At 47.9% G+C, this 16,744-nt stretch carries 20 protein-coding genes; 9 read left to right on the forward strand and 11 right to left on the reverse strand.

Translation table 11 applies throughout. From position 1 onward, the window contains the following. Positions 1-90 precede the first annotated feature (90 nt). Positions 91-1,002 (reverse strand): AraC family transcriptional regulator, encoded by a 912-nt coding sequence (locus tag J2Z65_RS03690; RefSeq protein WP_420850856.1) that lies wholly within the window; start codon positions 1,000-1,002, stop codon positions 91-93. A gap of 207 nt (positions 1,003-1,209) precedes the next feature. Between J2Z65_RS03690 and J2Z65_RS35640 the strand changes: the two genes are divergently transcribed. Together J2Z65_RS35640 and J2Z65_RS35645 are read left to right on the forward strand one after the other, a co-directional pair. Beyond that, positions 1,210-1,890: an aspartate aminotransferase family protein gene (locus J2Z65_RS35640; protein ID WP_240159891.1), complete on the forward strand. Its 681-nt coding sequence runs from the start codon at positions 1,210-1,212 to the stop codon at positions 1,888-1,890. Then, positions 1,862-2,434 carry an aspartate aminotransferase family protein gene (locus tag J2Z65_RS35645; protein ID WP_240159909.1) on the forward strand — a complete coding sequence of 191 codons (573 nt, stop codon included), beginning with the start codon at positions 1,862-1,864 and terminating at the stop codon, positions 2,432-2,434. The genes J2Z65_RS35640 and J2Z65_RS35645 overlap by 29 nt, the downstream gene beginning before the upstream one ends. Before the next feature lie 77 nt (positions 2,435-2,511). Here J2Z65_RS35645 and J2Z65_RS03700 read toward each other — a convergent pair whose 3' ends face one another. Then, entirely contained in the window at positions 2,512-3,348 is an 837-nt protein-coding gene (locus J2Z65_RS03700; protein WP_167063345.1) for a phytanoyl-CoA dioxygenase family protein, read from the reverse strand. A 132-nt stretch (positions 3,349-3,480) separates the two neighbouring features. Between J2Z65_RS03700 and J2Z65_RS03705 the strand changes: the two genes are divergently transcribed. Continuing rightward, positions 3,481-4,353 carry a helix-turn-helix domain-containing protein gene (locus tag J2Z65_RS03705; RefSeq protein ID WP_167063342.1) on the forward strand — a complete coding sequence of 291 codons (873 nt, stop codon included), beginning with the start codon at positions 3,481-3,483 and terminating at the stop codon, positions 4,351-4,353. A gap of 427 nt (positions 4,354-4,780) precedes the next feature. On the opposite strand, the gene J2Z65_RS03710 is transcribed toward J2Z65_RS03705, so the two are convergent. Then, complete coding sequence (locus J2Z65_RS03710; RefSeq protein WP_167063339.1) at positions 4,781-4,936, reverse strand: hypothetical protein; 156 nt, start codon at positions 4,934-4,936, stop codon at positions 4,781-4,783. 173 nt (positions 4,937-5,109) lie between these two features. Here J2Z65_RS03710 and kduI point away from each other — a divergent pair, with 173 nt between their 5' ends. The 4 genes from kduI to J2Z65_RS03730 are packed head-to-tail and all read left to right on the forward strand — an operon-like array spanning position 5,110 to position 8,336. After that, on the forward strand, positions 5,110-5,943 hold the full coding sequence (gene kduI, locus J2Z65_RS03715; RefSeq protein ID WP_167063336.1) for a 5-dehydro-4-deoxy-D-glucuronate isomerase: 834 nt from the start codon (positions 5,110-5,112) through the stop codon (positions 5,941-5,943). A gap of 35 nt (positions 5,944-5,978) precedes the next feature. Then, positions 5,979-6,734: a DeoR/GlpR family DNA-binding transcription regulator gene (locus J2Z65_RS03720; protein WP_167063333.1), complete on the forward strand. Its 756-nt coding sequence runs from the start codon at positions 5,979-5,981 to the stop codon at positions 6,732-6,734. Between the two features lie 18 nt (positions 6,735-6,752). Continuing rightward, positions 6,753-7,505: a 2-dehydro-3-deoxy-D-gluconate 5-dehydrogenase KduD gene (kduD, locus tag J2Z65_RS03725; protein WP_167063330.1), complete on the forward strand. Its 753-nt coding sequence runs from the start codon at positions 6,753-6,755 to the stop codon at positions 7,503-7,505. Beyond that, positions 7,506-8,336 (forward strand): sugar phosphate isomerase/epimerase family protein, encoded by an 831-nt coding sequence (locus J2Z65_RS03730; protein ID WP_167063327.1) that lies wholly within the window; start codon positions 7,506-7,508, stop codon positions 8,334-8,336. A 44-nt stretch (positions 8,337-8,380) separates the two neighbouring features. Here the strand turns inward: J2Z65_RS03730 and J2Z65_RS03735 are convergent, their stop codons facing one another. From J2Z65_RS03735 to J2Z65_RS03770, 8 genes are all read right to left on the reverse strand, one after another. Continuing rightward, on the reverse strand, positions 8,381-8,854 hold the full coding sequence (locus J2Z65_RS03735) for a GlcG/HbpS family heme-binding protein (RefSeq protein ID WP_167063324.1): 474 nt from the start codon (positions 8,852-8,854) through the stop codon (positions 8,381-8,383). Between the two features lie 180 nt (positions 8,855-9,034). Beyond that, positions 9,035-9,253 carry a hypothetical protein gene (locus J2Z65_RS03740; RefSeq protein WP_167063321.1) on the reverse strand — a complete coding sequence of 73 codons (219 nt, stop codon included), beginning with the start codon at positions 9,251-9,253 and terminating at the stop codon, positions 9,035-9,037. Positions 9,254-9,350: 97 nt separating this feature from the next. Continuing rightward, positions 9,351-10,358, reverse strand: coding sequence for an LLM class flavin-dependent oxidoreductase (locus tag J2Z65_RS03745; RefSeq protein WP_167063318.1), 1,008 nt, complete (start codon positions 10,356-10,358; stop codon positions 9,351-9,353). A gap of 92 nt (positions 10,359-10,450) precedes the next feature. After that, entirely contained in the window at positions 10,451-10,774 is a 324-nt protein-coding gene (locus J2Z65_RS03750) for an HPr family phosphocarrier protein (RefSeq protein WP_167063315.1), read from the reverse strand. A 277-nt stretch (positions 10,775-11,051) separates the two neighbouring features. Further along, on the reverse strand, positions 11,052-11,867 hold the full coding sequence (locus tag J2Z65_RS03755) for a carbohydrate ABC transporter permease (RefSeq protein ID WP_167063312.1): 816 nt from the start codon (positions 11,865-11,867) through the stop codon (positions 11,052-11,054). A gap of 21 nt (positions 11,868-11,888) precedes the next feature. Beyond that, positions 11,889-12,764: a carbohydrate ABC transporter permease gene (locus tag J2Z65_RS03760; protein WP_193581047.1), complete on the reverse strand. Its 876-nt coding sequence runs from the start codon at positions 12,762-12,764 to the stop codon at positions 11,889-11,891. Between the two features lies 1 nt (position 12,765). Further along, complete coding sequence (locus tag J2Z65_RS03765) at positions 12,766-14,073, reverse strand: ABC transporter substrate-binding protein (protein ID WP_167063309.1); 1,308 nt, start codon at positions 14,071-14,073, stop codon at positions 12,766-12,768. A 44-nt stretch (positions 14,074-14,117) separates the two neighbouring features. Beyond that, entirely contained in the window at positions 14,118-15,311 is a 1,194-nt protein-coding gene (locus J2Z65_RS03770) for an LLM class flavin-dependent oxidoreductase (RefSeq protein ID WP_167063306.1), read from the reverse strand. A 249-nt stretch (positions 15,312-15,560) separates the two neighbouring features. Here J2Z65_RS03770 and J2Z65_RS03775 point away from each other — a divergent pair, with 249 nt between their 5' ends. Together J2Z65_RS03775 and J2Z65_RS03780 are read left to right on the forward strand one after the other, a co-directional pair. Next, positions 15,561-16,430 (forward strand): helix-turn-helix transcriptional regulator, encoded by an 870-nt coding sequence (locus J2Z65_RS03775; protein ID WP_167063303.1) that lies wholly within the window; start codon positions 15,561-15,563, stop codon positions 16,428-16,430. Between the two features lie 115 nt (positions 16,431-16,545). Further along, positions 16,546-16,740 carry a hypothetical protein gene (locus J2Z65_RS03780; RefSeq protein ID WP_167063300.1) on the forward strand — a complete coding sequence of 65 codons (195 nt, stop codon included), beginning with the start codon at positions 16,546-16,548 and terminating at the stop codon, positions 16,738-16,740. Positions 16,741-16,744 lie beyond the last annotated feature (4 nt).

Consider the following 16,744-nt stretch of genomic DNA (forward strand, 5'->3'; position numbering starts at 1 on the left):
TCTTGTGCTTTACCCTTCACATTGTATCAAGCACGAAAGAGAAACCGTTATCAAATTTCTAACTTCATCGCATTGCATTTGTCAAAAATTCTAACTTCTTTCCGGATAGTTCCGCTTCTCCGCATGCATGGATTTGCGAAAATCAGTCGGGGTTAGACCCGTATAATCTTTGAAAAGCATATGAAAATACTGCCGGCTTCCAACGCCGATATAATCGCAAATCTCGGAAATAGGCACATCCGTTTCGAGCAGCAGCATTTTTGCTTTTTCCATCCGGATCACAGTTAAATAAGCCATTAGAGTCTGACCCGTCAATGATTTAAAAATTCGCTGCAAATACCCCGGATGCAAATTAACAGCCCCTGCAATATCCTTTACCTGTATGTCGCGGTCATAGTTCTGATGCAAATATTCCATGGAGATTTTGACATATCTCTCGCTTTGCAGCTCACCGCTATTGAGCGTTTCCCGCCATAGGCGCGCAATTCGAATCAGCAGCTGTGTAATGAGAAGCTGGACCATCAAGTCACTTCTGTTTGCTGCTTTATCCAGCTCAAGCACCAAGCTTTTCATAATATGGTAAACTTCATCCCCATCCCGCAGCACCAAATAAGGTGCTTCCGACTCTAGCAGAGAGATTAGCAGCTTGTCCTCTGCCGCCAATTGCTGAATAGAAGGGAATACTCCTTTATTCGATGTAAACCGAAACTCTACATTCAGCATTCTGCATGGGTTGGCTGCGTCTACAATCAATCGGTGGGGCACATTGGCGTTGATGATAATAAACTCGCCTTTTTTGAGTGCGACCTTCTCGGTATGTGACGGTCGGGTTTGAATTTCGACTTCACAATAGCCCTGAATCGTATACATAATTTCCGTGGCATCATGGCGGTGAAAGGGCATGTCAAAGCCTTGCCACTGTTTAAAATAATACGCCATCACGTGCGGATGGCCGTTCGTTTGCGTCATGAGAGACGAAAATAGCGAGGCGCTTTCAAGCATGGGTGTCTCCTTTCCCCCCAAGTGGACATCCTGGTTACTCCTAAAGTCATTGTAACCGCCTGCCCGTAAAATGAAAATCCTCTCGATCATTGGTTTTGGTCGCAGACTGAAAATGGACAATCATGCCAAATTATAGATTGAATAAAAATACGTATATGTGTATAATTATTCAATATTTCTTATTTTATTTGAAAAGGATGTGTCGGAATGACCATGGTGAAAACATCAACGGACGAATTACTGGCGGATGCGAATGACGCGATTCTATTCGTTGCGAATCGGCCTCAGGTCGTTATGGAGCATGGCGAAGGGATGTATATCTGGGATACGGATGGCACAAAGTACCTTGATTTTATTGGCGGTTGGGCTGTTACATCCTTAGGCCACTCCCCCAAAGTTATCAGCGATGCCTTGCTGGAGCAGTCAAGCAAACTCATTCATGCAAGCCCTGGCTTTTATAACAAACCAATGGTTGAATTCGCCCGCTTATTAACGTCATTGTCGGGATTAGAGCGTGTATTTTTTGGCAGTACAGGGGCTGAAGCGAATGAAAGTGCGATTAAACTTGCTCGCAAGTATGGCGCCGTCCGCAAAAACGGAGCTTACGAAATTATTACTACAAAACGCAGCTTTCACGGTCGTTCGTTGGCGACTACGGCAGCAACGGGAAAAACTGGCTGGGAGCGCATGTTTGCCCCGCAGATGCCTGGCTTCGTGAAAGTGCCGTTTAATGACATTGAGGCTATGAAACAAGCCATTAATCCGAATACATGCGCGATTTTATTAGAACTCATACAAGGTGAAGGCGGCGTTTATGAAGCTAGTTCCGTCTACGTCCAAGAGCTCCGCAAACTGTGTGATGAGCATGGCATTCTGCTCATGTTTTGATGAGGTCCAAACCGGGCTTGGCCGTACAGGAGCCATGTTCGCTTATGAGCATTATGGTGTATTGCCGGATGTGCTTACACTTGCCAAGGGAATTGGCGGCGGATTTCCGTTATCGGCGATGCTTGCGAAAGAAGCGTATAACCTTTTTGAGGCAGGCGATCAAGGTGGCACCTACACAGGGCAGCCGCTTGCCATGGCTGTGGGCCTTGCTGTCGTAGGCGAAATCGTTCAGCGTAAGCTTCCGCAGCAAGCTGCTGAACAAGGCCGGTATTTGCTGAAAAAGCTGCATGACGTTCAAGAACATTATGGCCTTGCCCATATTCGCGGAAAAGGACTGCTGCTTGCCTTTGATCTTCCAGAGCCACGCGGCGCGGAGCTTGCAGTTGCCTGCCTGGACGCAGGCTTGCTGATTAACTCGTCAAGTCCGATTACAATCCGTCTGATGCCTGCTTTGATTGTAACGAAAGCTGAAATCGACGAGATGATGACCCTTTTGTGCAGCGTTATGGATCAGGTCTTTCATGGAGCAGCTGTACAAGGCTGATCTACGGACCGGCGACGTAAAAGCGAAAACCCATCAGCCAGCGAATCGAATCGCCTGGTGATGGGTTTTCGGTTAATTTAACGCTGGAATAACACCGGAAAATAAGCGTTCGCAAATGGCTGTCCATGCTGCGGGCGAGGCCCTAACAGCCGAATATTGTCATGCCGCTGAACACCTGCCCGGTAGCTTGTGCCGCCCGGCATCAAATGGGCAACGATCGACAGACGCGGCTCATGCGTCGTATTCGCACCGGACCCGTGGAACGTAAGTCCGTGATGAAAGCTGGCCTGCCCCGCCTTCAAAATGCAGGGCTCTTCCACCCAAACCCGGCCATCTGCATATTTGTCCCTAAGCTCTTCCATATTAGGATTGAAGAACGTATCGCTATCCGGGATCAATCCCCACTTATGCGAACCGACAATCGTCATCATCCCGCCATTTGTCAGATCCGTGTCCTGCAGTGCAATCCAGACGGTCACCATATTTGCCTGACTGGAACACTGCCAGTACCCATAATCTTGATGCCAACCCACATTGCCTAACGACGTCTTCTTGTCGCCGACCCCCGGCTTATAGATGACTTGATCATGCCACAGACGAATTTCATCCGTCTGCAGCAAGTCGGCTGTCAGCTCGCCGATCAGCGGATCCGTAACAGTACGGCGAATCTCGTCATTAATCCACCAGCCGTTATCCAGCTTGCGCAGGGCGTCGGGATTTGGGTTCGGCCGGTAATGGTTCATCGGAAGCCCGTCCCCATCATAATCGCCTGACCAAACTCTTTCGTGCGCTTCACGCAGCCGCTTGATCTGGTCATCGTCCAGAAGCTTTGGCGAAATCCAGTAGCCGTCCCTATCGAAAACTTCCTTATCCTGAGCTGTAATTTTATAAGTTCTTTCTGTTTGCATAGCCATTTGAGTTTGCCTCCTTATTCGTCTTGTTTTCATCATACGGATTTCTCTGTCCATTGACGTTCATAGACCTGCTGAGTAGTATGAGAAACATAGAAGATAAATAAGAACACGAACGGAAAAGGAGGCCTACCTGTGTCTGCAAAACAAAGTCCCCGCTGGACCTATGACGCGACTCTGCAAGAACCGATTCCGAATGTTCCGGAACTGATTCTTTTCGGCTTCGATGAGATTAGATCTGCGCTTCCCCTCCCCTATCATAAGCATGACGGGTATGAGTTCGTGTTGGTTGAACGCGGGAAGGCAAGCTGGGAGCTAGACGGACAGGTCTTTGAAACCAAAGCAGGCGATGTTTTTCTTACCTGCCCAGGCGAGCTGCATCGCGGCGGCTTCAACGTCATAGAACCGAGCCGGTTCTGGTGGTTCATTGTGACGCCTCCCCATGCAGCAAATTGGTTCCGCCTTCCATTTAGTGAACGCGAATGCTTCCATAGCGCCTTAAAAACGCTCCCCCGAGTTCAGCACATTGGCCTGCGAGCCGTTCAAGGCTTCCGGAAGCTTGGCGAAGCCATAAACAGCAACAGCCCTTTGCGTTCCGCCGCGATCAGGCAAGCTGCACTTGGACTGCTGCTTGCCATTGTGCAGCCGAATGAACGAATGATTTCGCTCGCGGACGATTTGGCAGAACAATTCAATCTGCTTCTTCGCCGTATCGAGGATAATCCCGAGTGGCGGCCAGGTATTGAAGAATTGGCTGGTTATGTACGGGTCAGTCCCTCTCACTTCTTTCGAACTTTCCAGTCGTATACGGGGCTGCCTCCGATGGTTTATATCGAACGAATGCGAATCAGGAAAGCTTGCAGCTTGCTTGCAGAAAGCAGCGCTGCAATTACCGATATCGCTGGTGTATTAGGCTACGCCTCATCCCAACATTTCGCCACCGTGTTTAAGCGCATTATCGGCATGACGCCTATGCAATGGCGGATGTACCAACATAACGGACCCTAATTCCCCTCATTTGCGCAAATAAGCTAATTTCGCAGAAATAGCGCCCTGTAGTTCCCTCTAGCGGGAGGGCAGAGCCGGGATACGCAGGAGGGGATCAACATCCCCTAGGCAGTTTGTTAAATAGCTTACTTTCAGCGACATTTGACGGGGTTAGTTCGTGCTAGTCGCTGATGAAAATCAGCGACATACGACGGAATGAGTTCATGCTAGCTGCTTATGAATATAAGCGACTTCGTCGGAATGAGAATAGTAAACGCTGATGAATATAAGCGTAACTACGGTACATCGCGGAGAGGTTTTTCGACCTCCTAGCAGAGTTAAAGGTGCTACGCGACACCTTATAGGAACTACGACAACAAGTGCTCCCTAAAAAACGCTGAGCAGCAAATGAAAAAGGACGAAGCAGAAACCAGCTTCGTCCTTTTCTCTAATCCCGATCGCCCGTCGAAAAGGCGCTCTTAATATTGTCCATAACTTCCTCGACCGCTTCACTGATCATATCCGTTGGTGTCGTATCCTCTTCATCTGGCTTAGTCGGAATTGTATCGTTGCAGACGTGATCAAAATAATGACTTTTATCCATAAATTAACCTCCTGTAGGGTTGTTGTTTCCTTAATGTTTCTCCTTTATTCACCGTTTAAAAATGATTTGAAACATCTGCCGAAAAGACTTGCTTAATCCTCACGTTTGGAGTAAATTAAACCTATATGAACCCATATCAACTCAAATAAACCATTCCAAGGAGCGATTATCACATGGATATCCGTTACGCATCACACCCGAATGAAGTTAAACAATTTGACACAGAGCGCCTGCAATCCGAATTTCAAATCAACGCTTTGTTTGTACCTAACGAGATTAAATTAGTATACTCCCACGTTGACCGTTTTATCATCGGAGGCGTACTTCCGACGACAAGCACTCTTCAACTGCAAGCGGACAAAAAAGAAATGGCAGCTGATTATTTCTTAGAGCGTCGCGAAATCGGGATCATTAACGTTGGCGGCCGCGGCACAATTGCAGTTGACGGCACTGTGTACAACATGGATTCCAAGGACTGCATTTACATCGGTCTTGGCTCGAAGGACATTACATTTGCCAGCGAAAATGCTGCTGAGCCTGCTAAATTCTACTTCAACTCAACGCCTGCTCACAAAACATACCCAACTGTAAAAGCAGCCATTAGCGAAGCTACTCCTGCTCACCTAGGCAGCATCAACACATCCAACGAGCGTACGATCTACAAATACATTCACTTAGACGGTATTCAAAGCTGTCAACTCGTTATGGGGATGACGCTTCTTAAACCGGGTAACATGTGGAACACTATGCCTTCCCATACACATAACCGCCGTTCTGAAGTTTACTTCTACTTCGATATGCCGGAAGATGCGGTTGTTTTCCATATGATGGGCGAACCGCAACAAACACGTCACGTTGTTATGCGCAATGAGCAAGCAATCATTTCCCCAAGCTGGTCCATTCACAGCGGCGTAGGCACAAACAACTACACATTCATCTGGGGTATGGCTGGCGAAAATCAAATGTTCGACGATATGGACGCCGTGGCTATGAAGGATTTAAAATAATCGATAATCTCTCTTTTGGAAAGTGATGATCATCGATGAATCCTTTACGCAGATACGAAACGATAATGGAAATCCTCCTGGCACAGAAAGAAGTTACCGTTAACGAGCTTAGCGAGCGACTGGACGTAACAGGCAAAACAATACGCGAAGACTTGGCCAAGCTAGAGGAAAAAGGGCTGCTCGTCCGCATTCATGGCGGCGCTATGCTCGCCCAAAGCGATCAGCTTGGCATTCTCTCGGCGAAAGAGCCTATCGTCAAACACGCCGATCAAAAATCGGAAATTGCAACGATTGCTCTGCGATACATTCAGCCGCGGGACATCATTGCTCTCGACGGCGGCAGCACAACACTTGAAATCGCTAGGCGGCTGGATAATCAGCCGCTTACTGTTGTAACCAATGATCTATACATTATTTCCGAGCTTGTCCATAAGGAAGAAATTCGGCTCGTTGTTCCAGGCGGGTATAGAACGAGAAACATGCTTGCAGGCCCTGAAGCTGTTGCGTATGTGAATTCGCTTAACATTCAGAAATCGTTCATTTCTGCTACCGGCGTTCATCTTCAGCACGGCTTTACGATTTATACAAGTGATCACGCCGATTACAAGCGCGCGTTGATCGCATCGAGCGCAACCGTCTACGGCGTTGCCGATCACTATAAATTCGGCCAGTGCGCCTTGCGTACTTTCGCCTCTTTATCTGAAGTCGCCATGATCATAACCGACAGCAACTTGCCTGCAGAAACGGCCAAACAATACCGTGATGCCGGCATCCAAATCGTCACTCACTAGTGAAAAGGAGTATCATTCATGACACTTTTTAATTTAGCAGGAAAAACAGCCTTCGTAACCGGTGCTTCCGGCGGTCTAGGGCAAGCAATGGCTATCGGCCTTGCCGAAGCCGGCGCTAACGTTATTGCCGTATCCTCTTCCGAAAGCGTGCAAACGGTTGAAGCGATCCGTGCGTTAGGCGGTAAAGCTGAGCTAATTGCAGCAGATTTAAGCAACGAAGACATCCTTGAGGATGTCGTGAATAGAGCTATCGGCATTTACGGCGGCATCGATATTCTTGTGAACAATGCCGGAATCATCCGTCGTACGCCGGCTGTCGACCATGCGCGTCAAGACTGGCACGATGTGATCGACCTGAACTTGAACTCCGCTTTCTTCCTGTGCCAGCTGATCGGCCGTCACATGATCGAGCGCGGCAGCGGCAAAATCGTCAACATTGCTTCCATGCTAACTTACCAAGGCGGCATCAATGTACCAGGCTACACCGCAAGCAAACATGCGATTGCCGGTGTTACCAAAGCATTAGCAAACGAATGGGCAGGCAAAGGCATTCAAGTCAATGCCATCGCCCCTGGTTACATGACGACGAACAATACAGCGCCAATTCTGAAAGATGAGAAGCGCACGCAATCCATTACTGAGCGTATCCCGGCAGGCCGTTGGGGCTCACCTGAGGATCTGAAAGGTCCTGTTGTGTTCTTGTCCTCGGGCGCTTCCGATTATATGAACGGACACGTTTTATGCGTGGACGGCGGATGGATGGCAAGATAAATGGGAATCGGCACACTTGCTCATACCGTCGGCCATCTTCCACTGAACCAATTAACAGAGAAGCTACGCGGACGAGGCATTGACTTCGTACAGCTGGCTCTCAGCAAAGCCATCAGCGATATCGACACAAGTCTGGGCAAGCTTAGTCCTGGACTCGCCAATCATATTGGCGAACAGTTTCATCGAGCTGGGATCCGCATTGGCGTTCTCGGCTGTTACATCAATCCGATTCACCCGGATCCGCAGCAGCGCCGCTATGAAATCAACCGATTCAAAGAGCATCTGCGCTATGCCAGAGATTTCGGGACGTCCATTGTCGCAACAGAAACGGCAGACTTAACGACATATCTCTCGCAGGATGCCGAGCGATATGAAGCCATAGGTTGTGAACTGCTTAAGCAGACGGTAGAGGAATTATCCGAGGAAGCGGAGCGCTGGGGAGTTAACATCGGTCTTGAGCCCGTTTTTACCCACACGTTATCCAGTAAAGAAAAAATGGTACGCATCATGGAAGAAATACCGTCGAGCAACCTGGGCGTCGTATTTGATCCTGTGAATTTGCTGCCACCTGCTGATGTTGATAATCAAGAGGAGTTCCTGGATGGGGCTTTTGCAGCTTTCGGCGACCGCATCGTCCTTGCTCATTTGAAGGATGTTATCGTTCGTGACGGCAAGCTTGAATCGGTACGCTCAGGTCAAGGCATTTTCCAGACCCAATCGTTCCTGGAAAAGCTCCACAGGGTTAAGCCTGGCATCGACATTTCTTTAGAACAGCTTTCCGATGAAACTATCAATGAAACCTTTCATTATGTAAGAAATCTTATGTTTTAATCATTAGCCCCGCTCGCCTGTTATGGGAGATTCGGGGCTTTGTTTTATTTCTTGATATCAGGCTCCGTCATCACCTCATATCCGTCGCCTAAATACGACTGAAGCGCCTTTAACGCCGCTACGCCAACGGCAATATCGTCTTCCCCTGCTCCTCCGCTTACGCCAACTCCGCCGATGACGCTCCCATTCACCACAATCGGGAACCCTCCGACAAAAATAGCAAACCTTCCGGGCATCATTGCATGTATGCCGAAGGCTTCTCCATGGATCGTCGCCGGGCCGCCCGGCTGATTAAACAAATGCGTCGAACGCCGGTGACCGCTGGCTGTAAAAGCTTTTGCCATGGCCATTTCAGGACTCGTATTGCGAGCGCCATTCATTCTTTCCAAGGCGATCACGTAACCACCATCGTCTACGATACATATCGTTTCGGCTGCGCCAGCAGCAACCGCGGCTTGAATGCCTGCTGCAATCATAACCCTCGCTTCTTCTAATTCAAGTTTAAATACCGACTTCATTCATGGATTCCCTCCCTGCTGCTTGTCGACACGTTTTGACGTGAGACTCCTCTTCCATTCATATGGAGATCCGCAGCGTTTATGTCAGGGGAAGGTTCAGCATAAGTCTAATAACCCCGCTCGGATGACCAAAAAAACCTATCCGGAATCATTTTCATGACCGAATAGGTTTTCTACAATTCATGTTTTAGGTTGTTCCCGAACGACGCGAACGGGGCGCTCCACCCAATTCTCACGTTTCATCGGCCGAACTTGATTAACAGGGTTGTTGTAATCAATCTCCGGATTTTTGCCTTCTTCCCGCACAGCCGCAGCAAGCTTTTCTTTATAGCCCGTACCAGGCGCAGGCCCACCGCCGCCATTACGCTTTCCCTTATTCCAAACTCTATTCTTGCTCATTTCACCACTCCATTTTTTGTTTAAGTGTAATGGCAAGACCAAAAAAACGCAAATGATTGCTCAAAAATGACATAGCGACTAGCCACTCGCAAATCTGTTACCCCTGCAGGTCAAACACTTCTGCCAGCAATCGATACGAATGAATTCTCGCGGCAACATCATGAATCGGTGACACAACCATAATTTCGTTGGCTTGATAGGCCTCGTTAAGCTTAAGCATCTCCGCCTTCACTTGCTCCGGCGTACCGACGATACGCTTATGTTGGCGATCCTGAATCATAGCCAGATCCCCTGGCGTATAGGGATAATTCATAGCCGTTTCAACGGAAGGAAAAGACGGCAGCAGTGCGCCGCGGCCAAGCGACAGGAAAAATAAATCCGTACTCGTAGCCAGACGCTTCGCCTCTTCTTCCGTATCTGCACAAATAACCATTACCGCCGCTAGTGAATGAGCTTGTTCATTCAAAATCGACGGCTTAAAATGCTCGCGATATATTCGCAAAGCCTGCTCGCAATCCGCATTGCCAAAAAATTGCGCAAAGCCAAAGGAAGCCCCTTGATCTGCCGCAATTCTTGCGCTGTCATAGGAAGATCCGAGCAGCCATATTTCCGGCGCAGTCTGAATGATCGGCGACGCGTGCAGAGCCGCGAAACGGTGACTCGCCGGCAGCGAATCATATAAATACCCCGTCAGATCAGCAACCTGCTGCGGATATTGATCTACGCTGGTGTATTTCCCCTCTTGCAGCGCGCGTGTTGATATCGGCATCCCGCCGGGAGCGCGACCGAGTCCAACGTCAATTCGTCCCGGGTGCAGAGCTTCGAGCAACCGGAAATTTTCAGCTACTTTATAGGCGCTATAATGAGGCAGCATGATGCCGCCTGATCCTAATCGTATCCGATTTGTTTTGGCAGCTAAGTGCGCGATAAGCACCTCTGGGCTTGAATGTGCGAGCGCTTGCGATGCGTGATGCTCCGATACCCAATACCGGGTATATCCCAATTTATCTGCCTCTTGCGCCAGCTCCGTCGTTTCAGCCAGCGCATTTGCCGCTGTGCGGCCTTCCCCTATTTGCGATTGGTCCAAAATCCCCAACTTCAACATCGTTGATCACCTCTGCACTAACTGTAACACAAACAGGCACAGAATAGCAAAAACAGTCAAGCTGCGAGCTCCTGACTGTTTGCACCCTCCAATTATTGCGCTACTCGTGTGTGTTTATGCATGTATGAGGAAGGTAATGTGTTTGGACTTTGACGACGTACTTCATTTTGCAAAAATAAGGATACTGCTGTGAATGCCTCCTGTGAATCCGTTCCTTCTACCTGCAGCATAATCGTTCCGTTTGAGCCCAGTGTAAGGCTAAACGAGACAACGCCCAGCACGCCTTTGGCATTCAGCATTTTCCCTTTTGTGCCAACATAAATTTGGCTGGAAAAGCGGTTGGCCATCGCAACAAAATTCAAAACCTGTTCAATCGACCAAAGCCTGTTCATTTCAAATGACCACTCAATTTTCATGATGTTTCCTCCATCTAGCTTAGTATGATTCATACCATCAAAACCTCCGCTTCTCGAAATAAAAAAAGCATGGACTCAGCATCCACGCTTCCGGTTTTCCGGTCAGAAATAGATTTAGTTAAATTCCAATAAGAATACTATGAATTAAATGTGTTGTTTGTATATTAACACTGCCGGTCAAACTTTGTCAACAATCTCAACGATACCAAAAAGCTGTCCGATCAGGTTTCGAGAACCCTCAGAGACAGCTTGATATAATACCGTAAATCGCCATAGACTATCCCTTTAAAGATCCTGCCATAACACCAGCGACAAAATACCGCTGCAGAAACAAGAATAGGACAACCATCGGAGCTGCTGTAATGACGACGCCGGTTAACAGCATCGGGTAATCCGTCACATATTCCCCCCGGAACTGCAGCATAGCAAGCGGAAGCGTGAGCTTCGACTTACTGTTAATAAGCAGCATCGGGATGAGCAGATCGTTCCATACCATCACGAACAAAAAGGTTGCCGTAGCTGCCAAGGAAGGCGCTGATAAAGGCAGTGCAATGCGCGAGTACAGCTTCCACTCGCCGGCGCCGTCGATGCTCCCGGCCTCGAGGATCTCTTTGCTCAAAACTTGCATGAAACCTTTCAGCATGAACACTGTTAATGGCATCAGCATGGCGACGGAGACAAGAATTAAGCCGTAAAGACTGTCCGACCAGCCAAGCTTATGCGTTAACGAATAGATGGGCAGCATATTCACCTGGGAAGGGACAATCAGTCCCGCAATGAACAGTGCGAACAAAACCATTGCGATTTTACCGCCAAGCCGGTATATCGCATAAGCGATCAAGCTGCCAAGCAGCAGCTCGATCAGCACCGTGCCTAGGGTCACTTCTATACTGTTCAAAAAGTACTTTCCAATCGTCTGACCTTTGAACATGGTCGTAAAGTTAGACAGTGTAAATGGCTTCGGCCAACCTAGCGGCGAAGCAAAAAAGCGCTGCGTCGACTTAAATGACGATATAAAAACAAAATATAAAGGTGCAGCGATAATGACTGCATACAGCAGCAGCACAACGCGACCGAGCCATTTCATCCCCATAATAGTACAACCTCTTTTGGTTTAATACGAAACACGGTCCGAACGCAGCGCTTTGAACTGCAAGGCCGTTAATACAGACAACAAAGTCAGGAACAAAACAGAACCTGCGGAAGCTAAGCCAAACGAATAGTTGGCAAAGGCCGTGTGATAAATGTAAGTGGTCAAAATTTCGGTGGCATAATTGGGGCCGCCATCTGTCATCGTAAAGATCAAATCAAAAGCTTTAAATGACTGGATCGTCGTATAGGCAACAACAATTGTCGCTGACGGAGCTAAAAGCGGCCATGTCACTTTGCGGAACACCTGCCATTTGGTGCCACCGTCCATTTTGGCCGCTTCATACAACTCCTCTGGAATCGCCTGCAGTCCTGCAATGAATACAATCATCATTTGCCCGGCATGCGCCCAGACCTGTACGCCTGCAATGGCGTAGAGCGCGATTTTGACCCCGCCAATCCAGTTTTGCCCCCACGCTCCAAGCCCTGTTTGGTGGAGTAATGTGTTGATGAGACCAAGTGACGGATCATACATAAACGACCAAATCAGTCCTACCGCAACAGAAGAAAGGATGGTCGGGAAGAAGTAAAGCGCACGCAGAAGAACGTGAGTTTTCCTGTTTTTGACCAGCAGCATCGCTAAAACCAAGGACAATAGGGTTTGTGCGATCACAACCGTCAGCATGAATTTCGTGTTGTTCCAGAGTGCTTTCTGGAAGACGATGTTGTGCAGCGTTTTGGCGTAATTGTTTAAACCGACAAGCTGATAGGACGGCGAAACGCCGTCCCAGTCCGTAAAGGAGTAAAACAGTCCTGTTAATGTCGGTCCCACAAATAATAACAAATAAAGCAGCGTTCCCGGCAGAAGAAACAACCATAAAACTCGGCGATTATGTGTCATCTTATTTAACTAGATGCTGATCGATAATAGCCTGCGCTTCTTTCGCTGCGTCTTGTGGCGATTTACCGCTGAGCACAGCCTGAATCGAGTTCGTTACGGCCTTCTGATTATCGGCATTGGTGATGCTGAAACGTGGCTGGAAGAGTGTTTTCTTACTTGCCCAATCTGTCGCTACCTGCAGCTCAGGCGTTGTGTACTGGACGTCTTTGACCGTTACATTTTGCCCCGTTTCATTCGCATACGTACCCGCAATTTCCTTACGGCTTAAAAATTCGATGAATTTCTTAGCCTCAGCCGGATGCTTGGATTTACTATTCACCGCTAACATAAATGTGCTTGTGTGAACGCCCTCGAATTTTGCCTGATCGGCAGCCACAGTAATGGGAGCGAGCAATTTTTGCTCCAGATTCGGGTTTTGCTTTTTATTTTGTGCTAATTGGTAAGATCCGCTGGCCAGAATGGCCGCTTTTTCTTGGATAAAAAGAGCTCCCGCTGCCGCATCCTTCGTGCCAAGCGCATCAGGCTGGAGATATCCCTTATCGTTAAGCTCCTTGAATTGAGTTAAGGTTTTGATCCAGAATTCATCCGTTAATTTGGCTTGACCCGCTTCAACTTTAGTGAAAATATCAGGGCTTGGTTCATTGTTCATAACCATCGTATTCATAAATTGCCCCGGACCGATATCAGCACCAGCAAAAGCAATCGGAATAATGCCGTTCTTTTTCAACGTTTCGCACAAGGTTAGAAAGCCTTCCCAATCCTTAGGAGGAGTGAGATTAAACTTTTGGAACAGTTTCACATTATAAATCGGATCGTTGTAAACCAGTTGATAGGGTACAGCCACTTGTTTACCGTCTTTTTTGCCTACTTGAATGAGGGTATCATTAAAATTGCTTAGAAATTTTTCCGAAGATAAATCCGTGAAAATACCCGCTTTCGATAAAGCTTCAAATTGAGCGCCAGGGAACGATGTAAAAACGTCGCCAACAGAACCGTCCGCCAACTTGGCTTGCGCTGTGGATTGGTACTGCTCCGAGGGCATCGTTTGCATCTCGACCTTAATGGACGGATTCTCCGCTTGGAATTTAGCAATAATGCCATTCAAGGAGTTCACATCTTCTCCACGCCAATGCAGAAAACTTATTGTGACAGGTTTGCCGGAAGCTGCTGTCGTGCTGGCTGGATTAGTCCCGGACGATACTGCTGGAGTCGAGGAACTGCTCGTTGTTGATCCGCATGCCGCTGTTAAAATGGATAACAACGTGACAGATGCGACGAGAAAACTGCTCTTTCTCTTATGTTTTTTCATGGAAAGACCTCCTGATTAGGTGTTTATTGGGGATAGTGCTCGCATTATCCTTTCGTTGTCACTTTGGCTTGTGCCAGCTTCAATTGCCATTTTTCCCGGAATAAAGGAAGCGCGGCTTGACCGAATGTCTCCGCCTCTTCCAGATGCGGATAACCGGAGAGGATGAACGAAGAGATGCCTAATTCCGCATACTCGACTAAACGATCTGCAACCTGCTCAGCTGTGCCGACGATGAGGATCGCGCCGCCCGAGCGAACAAGCGACAAGCCCGTCCACAGATTGGGTCCAACAACGAACTGTTGGTTTTTCGATAGCTCTCGCAAATCGTTCTGACGCTGCTGGTTTGTAGCATCTGTTTTGGCAAACGCCGCTTGCGCCTTCTCCATCGCTTCGGGCGATACTTTTGAGATGCTCTCCCAAGCCGCCGCCCATGCCTCCTCTTCCGTTTCACGAACGAGTACCTGCGCTCTTAGACCATAGTGAAGGGGACGATTGACTCCCGTTTCTGCCGTATATTCGGCCCGTACCGCTTCTATCTCATCGATTTGCTCACGAATCCAATCGTGCGGCTCTCCCCACATCAGATATGTGTCTGCAAATTCAACGGCCAATCGCTTGGCTGCGGGTGAACTACCTCCTAGGTAAAAAGGCGGATGAGGCTTCTGAATGGTTAAAGGTGAAGAAACCGGACGATTGAATTGATAGTATTTGCCTTGGTAAGGCTTATTTTCCTTTACAGGCAATGCAGTCGTTGCATCGGCAAATTCAGAAGCAGACAAGACATCCGTTTGCGTCCACGCTTGCTGCATAACCTCTACATACTCTTTCGCCCGCTCATATCTTTCATCGTGGGCATGCGCTAGCGGGTCTCCTAACTCTTCTAAATCTTGCACGGACGAGCCGGTTACCACGTTAATCATGGCCCTGCCTCCGGATAGCACATCCAATGCAGCACCCATACGCGCTGCTAACACTGGGGCAACAAGCCCAGGACGTACAGCAACTAGCGGACGTAACGAAGTAGTATGACTCATCACCGCAGAACCTACTACCCAAGCGTCCAGACATGCGCCGCCGGTTGGTATGAGGACGAATTCAAAGCCCGACCGCTCTGCCGCCTGTGCAACGCCGATTAAATAATCTAGCGTAGCTTCCCGCTCCGGGGCTACCCCAACATACTTGCCATCACCCGAAGTCGGTAAAAACCAACCAAACTCAATCTCTTTATGAAGTGTCATTTCAGGCTCTCCTGTCGACTAGATGTCATTATTTTATTTTGCTATTTCCAGTTGTCTGGTCAATATCCTATAAAAAAGGTAGGAATAGAATGTATTTGTATCATAACAACGAACCGCGCCCAGGGTCAATGTCAATTCGCGTTATTTTCAACTTGTCAATTTGTGGGTTGTAATCTTATTATGGAAGTGTACTTCTGCTTCCTTCATGAATTTCCATTATGCAGGGAATGTGAAAAAGAGGTGTAGTCATTGAGGAAAAATATGCGTGAAGATCACCATGAATATTTGGAAATTACTTATTTTACCCCTTCTGAATTTGAAAAAGCAGGCAATGTCTGGCCTATTCGCATCGGTCATAACATCGCGAAATCGAATTATCATATCGGCCCCCGAACGACGCCCTACTATTATTTAATTTTTGTCCTGGAGGGCCAAGGGACTTTCATCCAAAACAATCAGACTTTTCTACTTGGCAAGGGCGACATGTTTTGTTTATTCCCTCAGGTTACGCATGAATATTGGACGATCGCGACCGATCCGCTGCATAAAATCTTCGTTGCTTTTGATGGGAAGCAGTCGCTTCACTTGTTGGAACGAATCGGACTAAGCCCCTATTCTCCGCATCTCTCAGGCACAGCAACTGAGCGTGCGATTAGCTTCATGTGGGATTTCATCGGTGCTGTAGGCGAAGGAGAACGGCAGGCGTCGGATTTGACGAGACTTCATCATCTTTATCGTGTGTTCGATTCATTGTCTGGCATCCATAAGCCTGCCGCCACCCCTCATAAGCGCGCTCTCACTTGGCTGCAAATGGGCCTCGCTTATATGCAAATCCATTACGCTGAGGGGATATCCGTAGAACGTGTCTCGGAGCATGTGGGTGTGGAAAGAACTCATTTCACAAAACAATTCAGTAAAACATATGGCGTTACACCGATGCAGTACCTGCAGAGCTTGAAAATGAATGAAGCAAAGCTGCTCTTGGAGCAAACGGCTTATACTCTTTCAGAAATTGCGAGTTCCGTTGGCTATCCCGATTTATTTAGTTTCTCTAAAGCGTTTAAAAAGCAGATCGGGGTACCTCCGACCCTCTATAGAGAACAAAATAGAAGCAATTAATCATTTTTAAATGAAATTAGTCAGGAATAGACAATATCTCTCAATTTACACCTCTACCAAAAAAGTGTGTTTGATGATAGTTTAAGATATACATCAAAGCGAGGGAGAGATCAGAATGAGAACCATTTATGAGAATTACCGAGGCTTTAAGATTAGTAAAGAAGAGAGCACCTATAATGCCATATCTTCAGACCAAGTTATTTTTAGCCGCTGGCAGTTAAGCCAAGTTCTGGATACGGTCGATCAATATGTGGAAATTTCCGATCACAATTCATCAACAGACACCGAGTTTGGTTTACCGCAAAACTAAACCT

This window comes from Paenibacillus aceris (genome assembly GCF_017874035.1).
GTDB classification, from domain to species: domain Bacteria; phylum Bacillota; class Bacilli; order Paenibacillales; family NBRC-103111; genus Paenibacillus_E; species Paenibacillus_E aceris.

What these genes read in the sequence shown, in the direction of transcription:
- J2Z65_RS03690 (WP_420850856.1), bottom strand. Translation starts at nt 1,002, where the DNA reads ATGCTTGAAAGCGCCTCGCTATTTTCGTCTCTCATGACGCAAACGAAC.
- J2Z65_RS35640 (WP_240159891.1), top strand. Translation starts at nt 1,210, where the DNA reads ATGACCATGGTGAAAACATCAACGGACGAATTACTGGCGGATGCGAAT.
- J2Z65_RS35645 (WP_240159909.1), top strand. Translation starts at nt 1,862, where the DNA reads ATGAGCATGGCATTCTGCTCATGTTTTGATGAGGTCCAAACCGGGCTT.
- J2Z65_RS03700 (WP_167063345.1), bottom strand. Translation starts at nt 3,348, where the DNA reads ATGGCTATGCAAACAGAAAGAACTTATAAAATTACAGCTCAGGATAAG.
- J2Z65_RS03710 (WP_167063339.1), bottom strand. Translation starts at nt 4,936, where the DNA reads ATGGATAAAAGTCATTATTTTGATCACGTCTGCAACGATACAATTCCG.
- kduI (WP_167063336.1), top strand. Translation starts at nt 5,110, where the DNA reads ATGGATATCCGTTACGCATCACACCCGAATGAAGTTAAACAATTTGAC.
- J2Z65_RS03720 (WP_167063333.1), top strand. Translation starts at nt 5,979, where the DNA reads ATGAATCCTTTACGCAGATACGAAACGATAATGGAAATCCTCCTGGCA.
- kduD (WP_167063330.1), top strand. Translation starts at nt 6,753, where the DNA reads ATGACACTTTTTAATTTAGCAGGAAAAACAGCCTTCGTAACCGGTGCT.
- J2Z65_RS03730 (WP_167063327.1), top strand. Translation starts at nt 7,506, where the DNA reads ATGGGAATCGGCACACTTGCTCATACCGTCGGCCATCTTCCACTGAAC.
- J2Z65_RS03735 (WP_167063324.1), bottom strand. Translation starts at nt 8,854, where the DNA reads ATGAAGTCGGTATTTAAACTTGAATTAGAAGAAGCGAGGGTTATGATT.
- J2Z65_RS03740 (WP_167063321.1), bottom strand. Translation starts at nt 9,253, where the DNA reads ATGAGCAAGAATAGAGTTTGGAATAAGGGAAAGCGTAATGGCGGCGGT.
- J2Z65_RS03745 (WP_167063318.1), bottom strand. Translation starts at nt 10,358, where the DNA reads ATGTTGAAGTTGGGGATTTTGGACCAATCGCAAATAGGGGAAGGCCGC.
- J2Z65_RS03750 (WP_167063315.1), bottom strand. Translation starts at nt 10,774, where the DNA reads ATGAAAATTGAGTGGTCATTTGAAATGAACAGGCTTTGGTCGATTGAA.
- J2Z65_RS03755 (WP_167063312.1), bottom strand. Translation starts at nt 11,867, where the DNA reads ATGGGGATGAAATGGCTCGGTCGCGTTGTGCTGCTGCTGTATGCAGTC.
- J2Z65_RS03760 (WP_193581047.1), bottom strand. Translation starts at nt 12,764, where the DNA reads ATGACACATAATCGCCGAGTTTTATGGTTGTTTCTTCTGCCGGGAACG.
- J2Z65_RS03765 (WP_167063309.1), bottom strand. Translation starts at nt 14,073, where the DNA reads ATGAAAAAACATAAGAGAAAGAGCAGTTTTCTCGTCGCATCTGTCACG.
- J2Z65_RS03770 (WP_167063306.1), bottom strand. Translation starts at nt 15,311, where the DNA reads ATGACACTTCATAAAGAGATTGAGTTTGGTTGGTTTTTACCGACTTCG.
- J2Z65_RS03780 (WP_167063300.1), top strand. Translation starts at nt 16,546, where the DNA reads ATGAGAACCATTTATGAGAATTACCGAGGCTTTAAGATTAGTAAAGAA.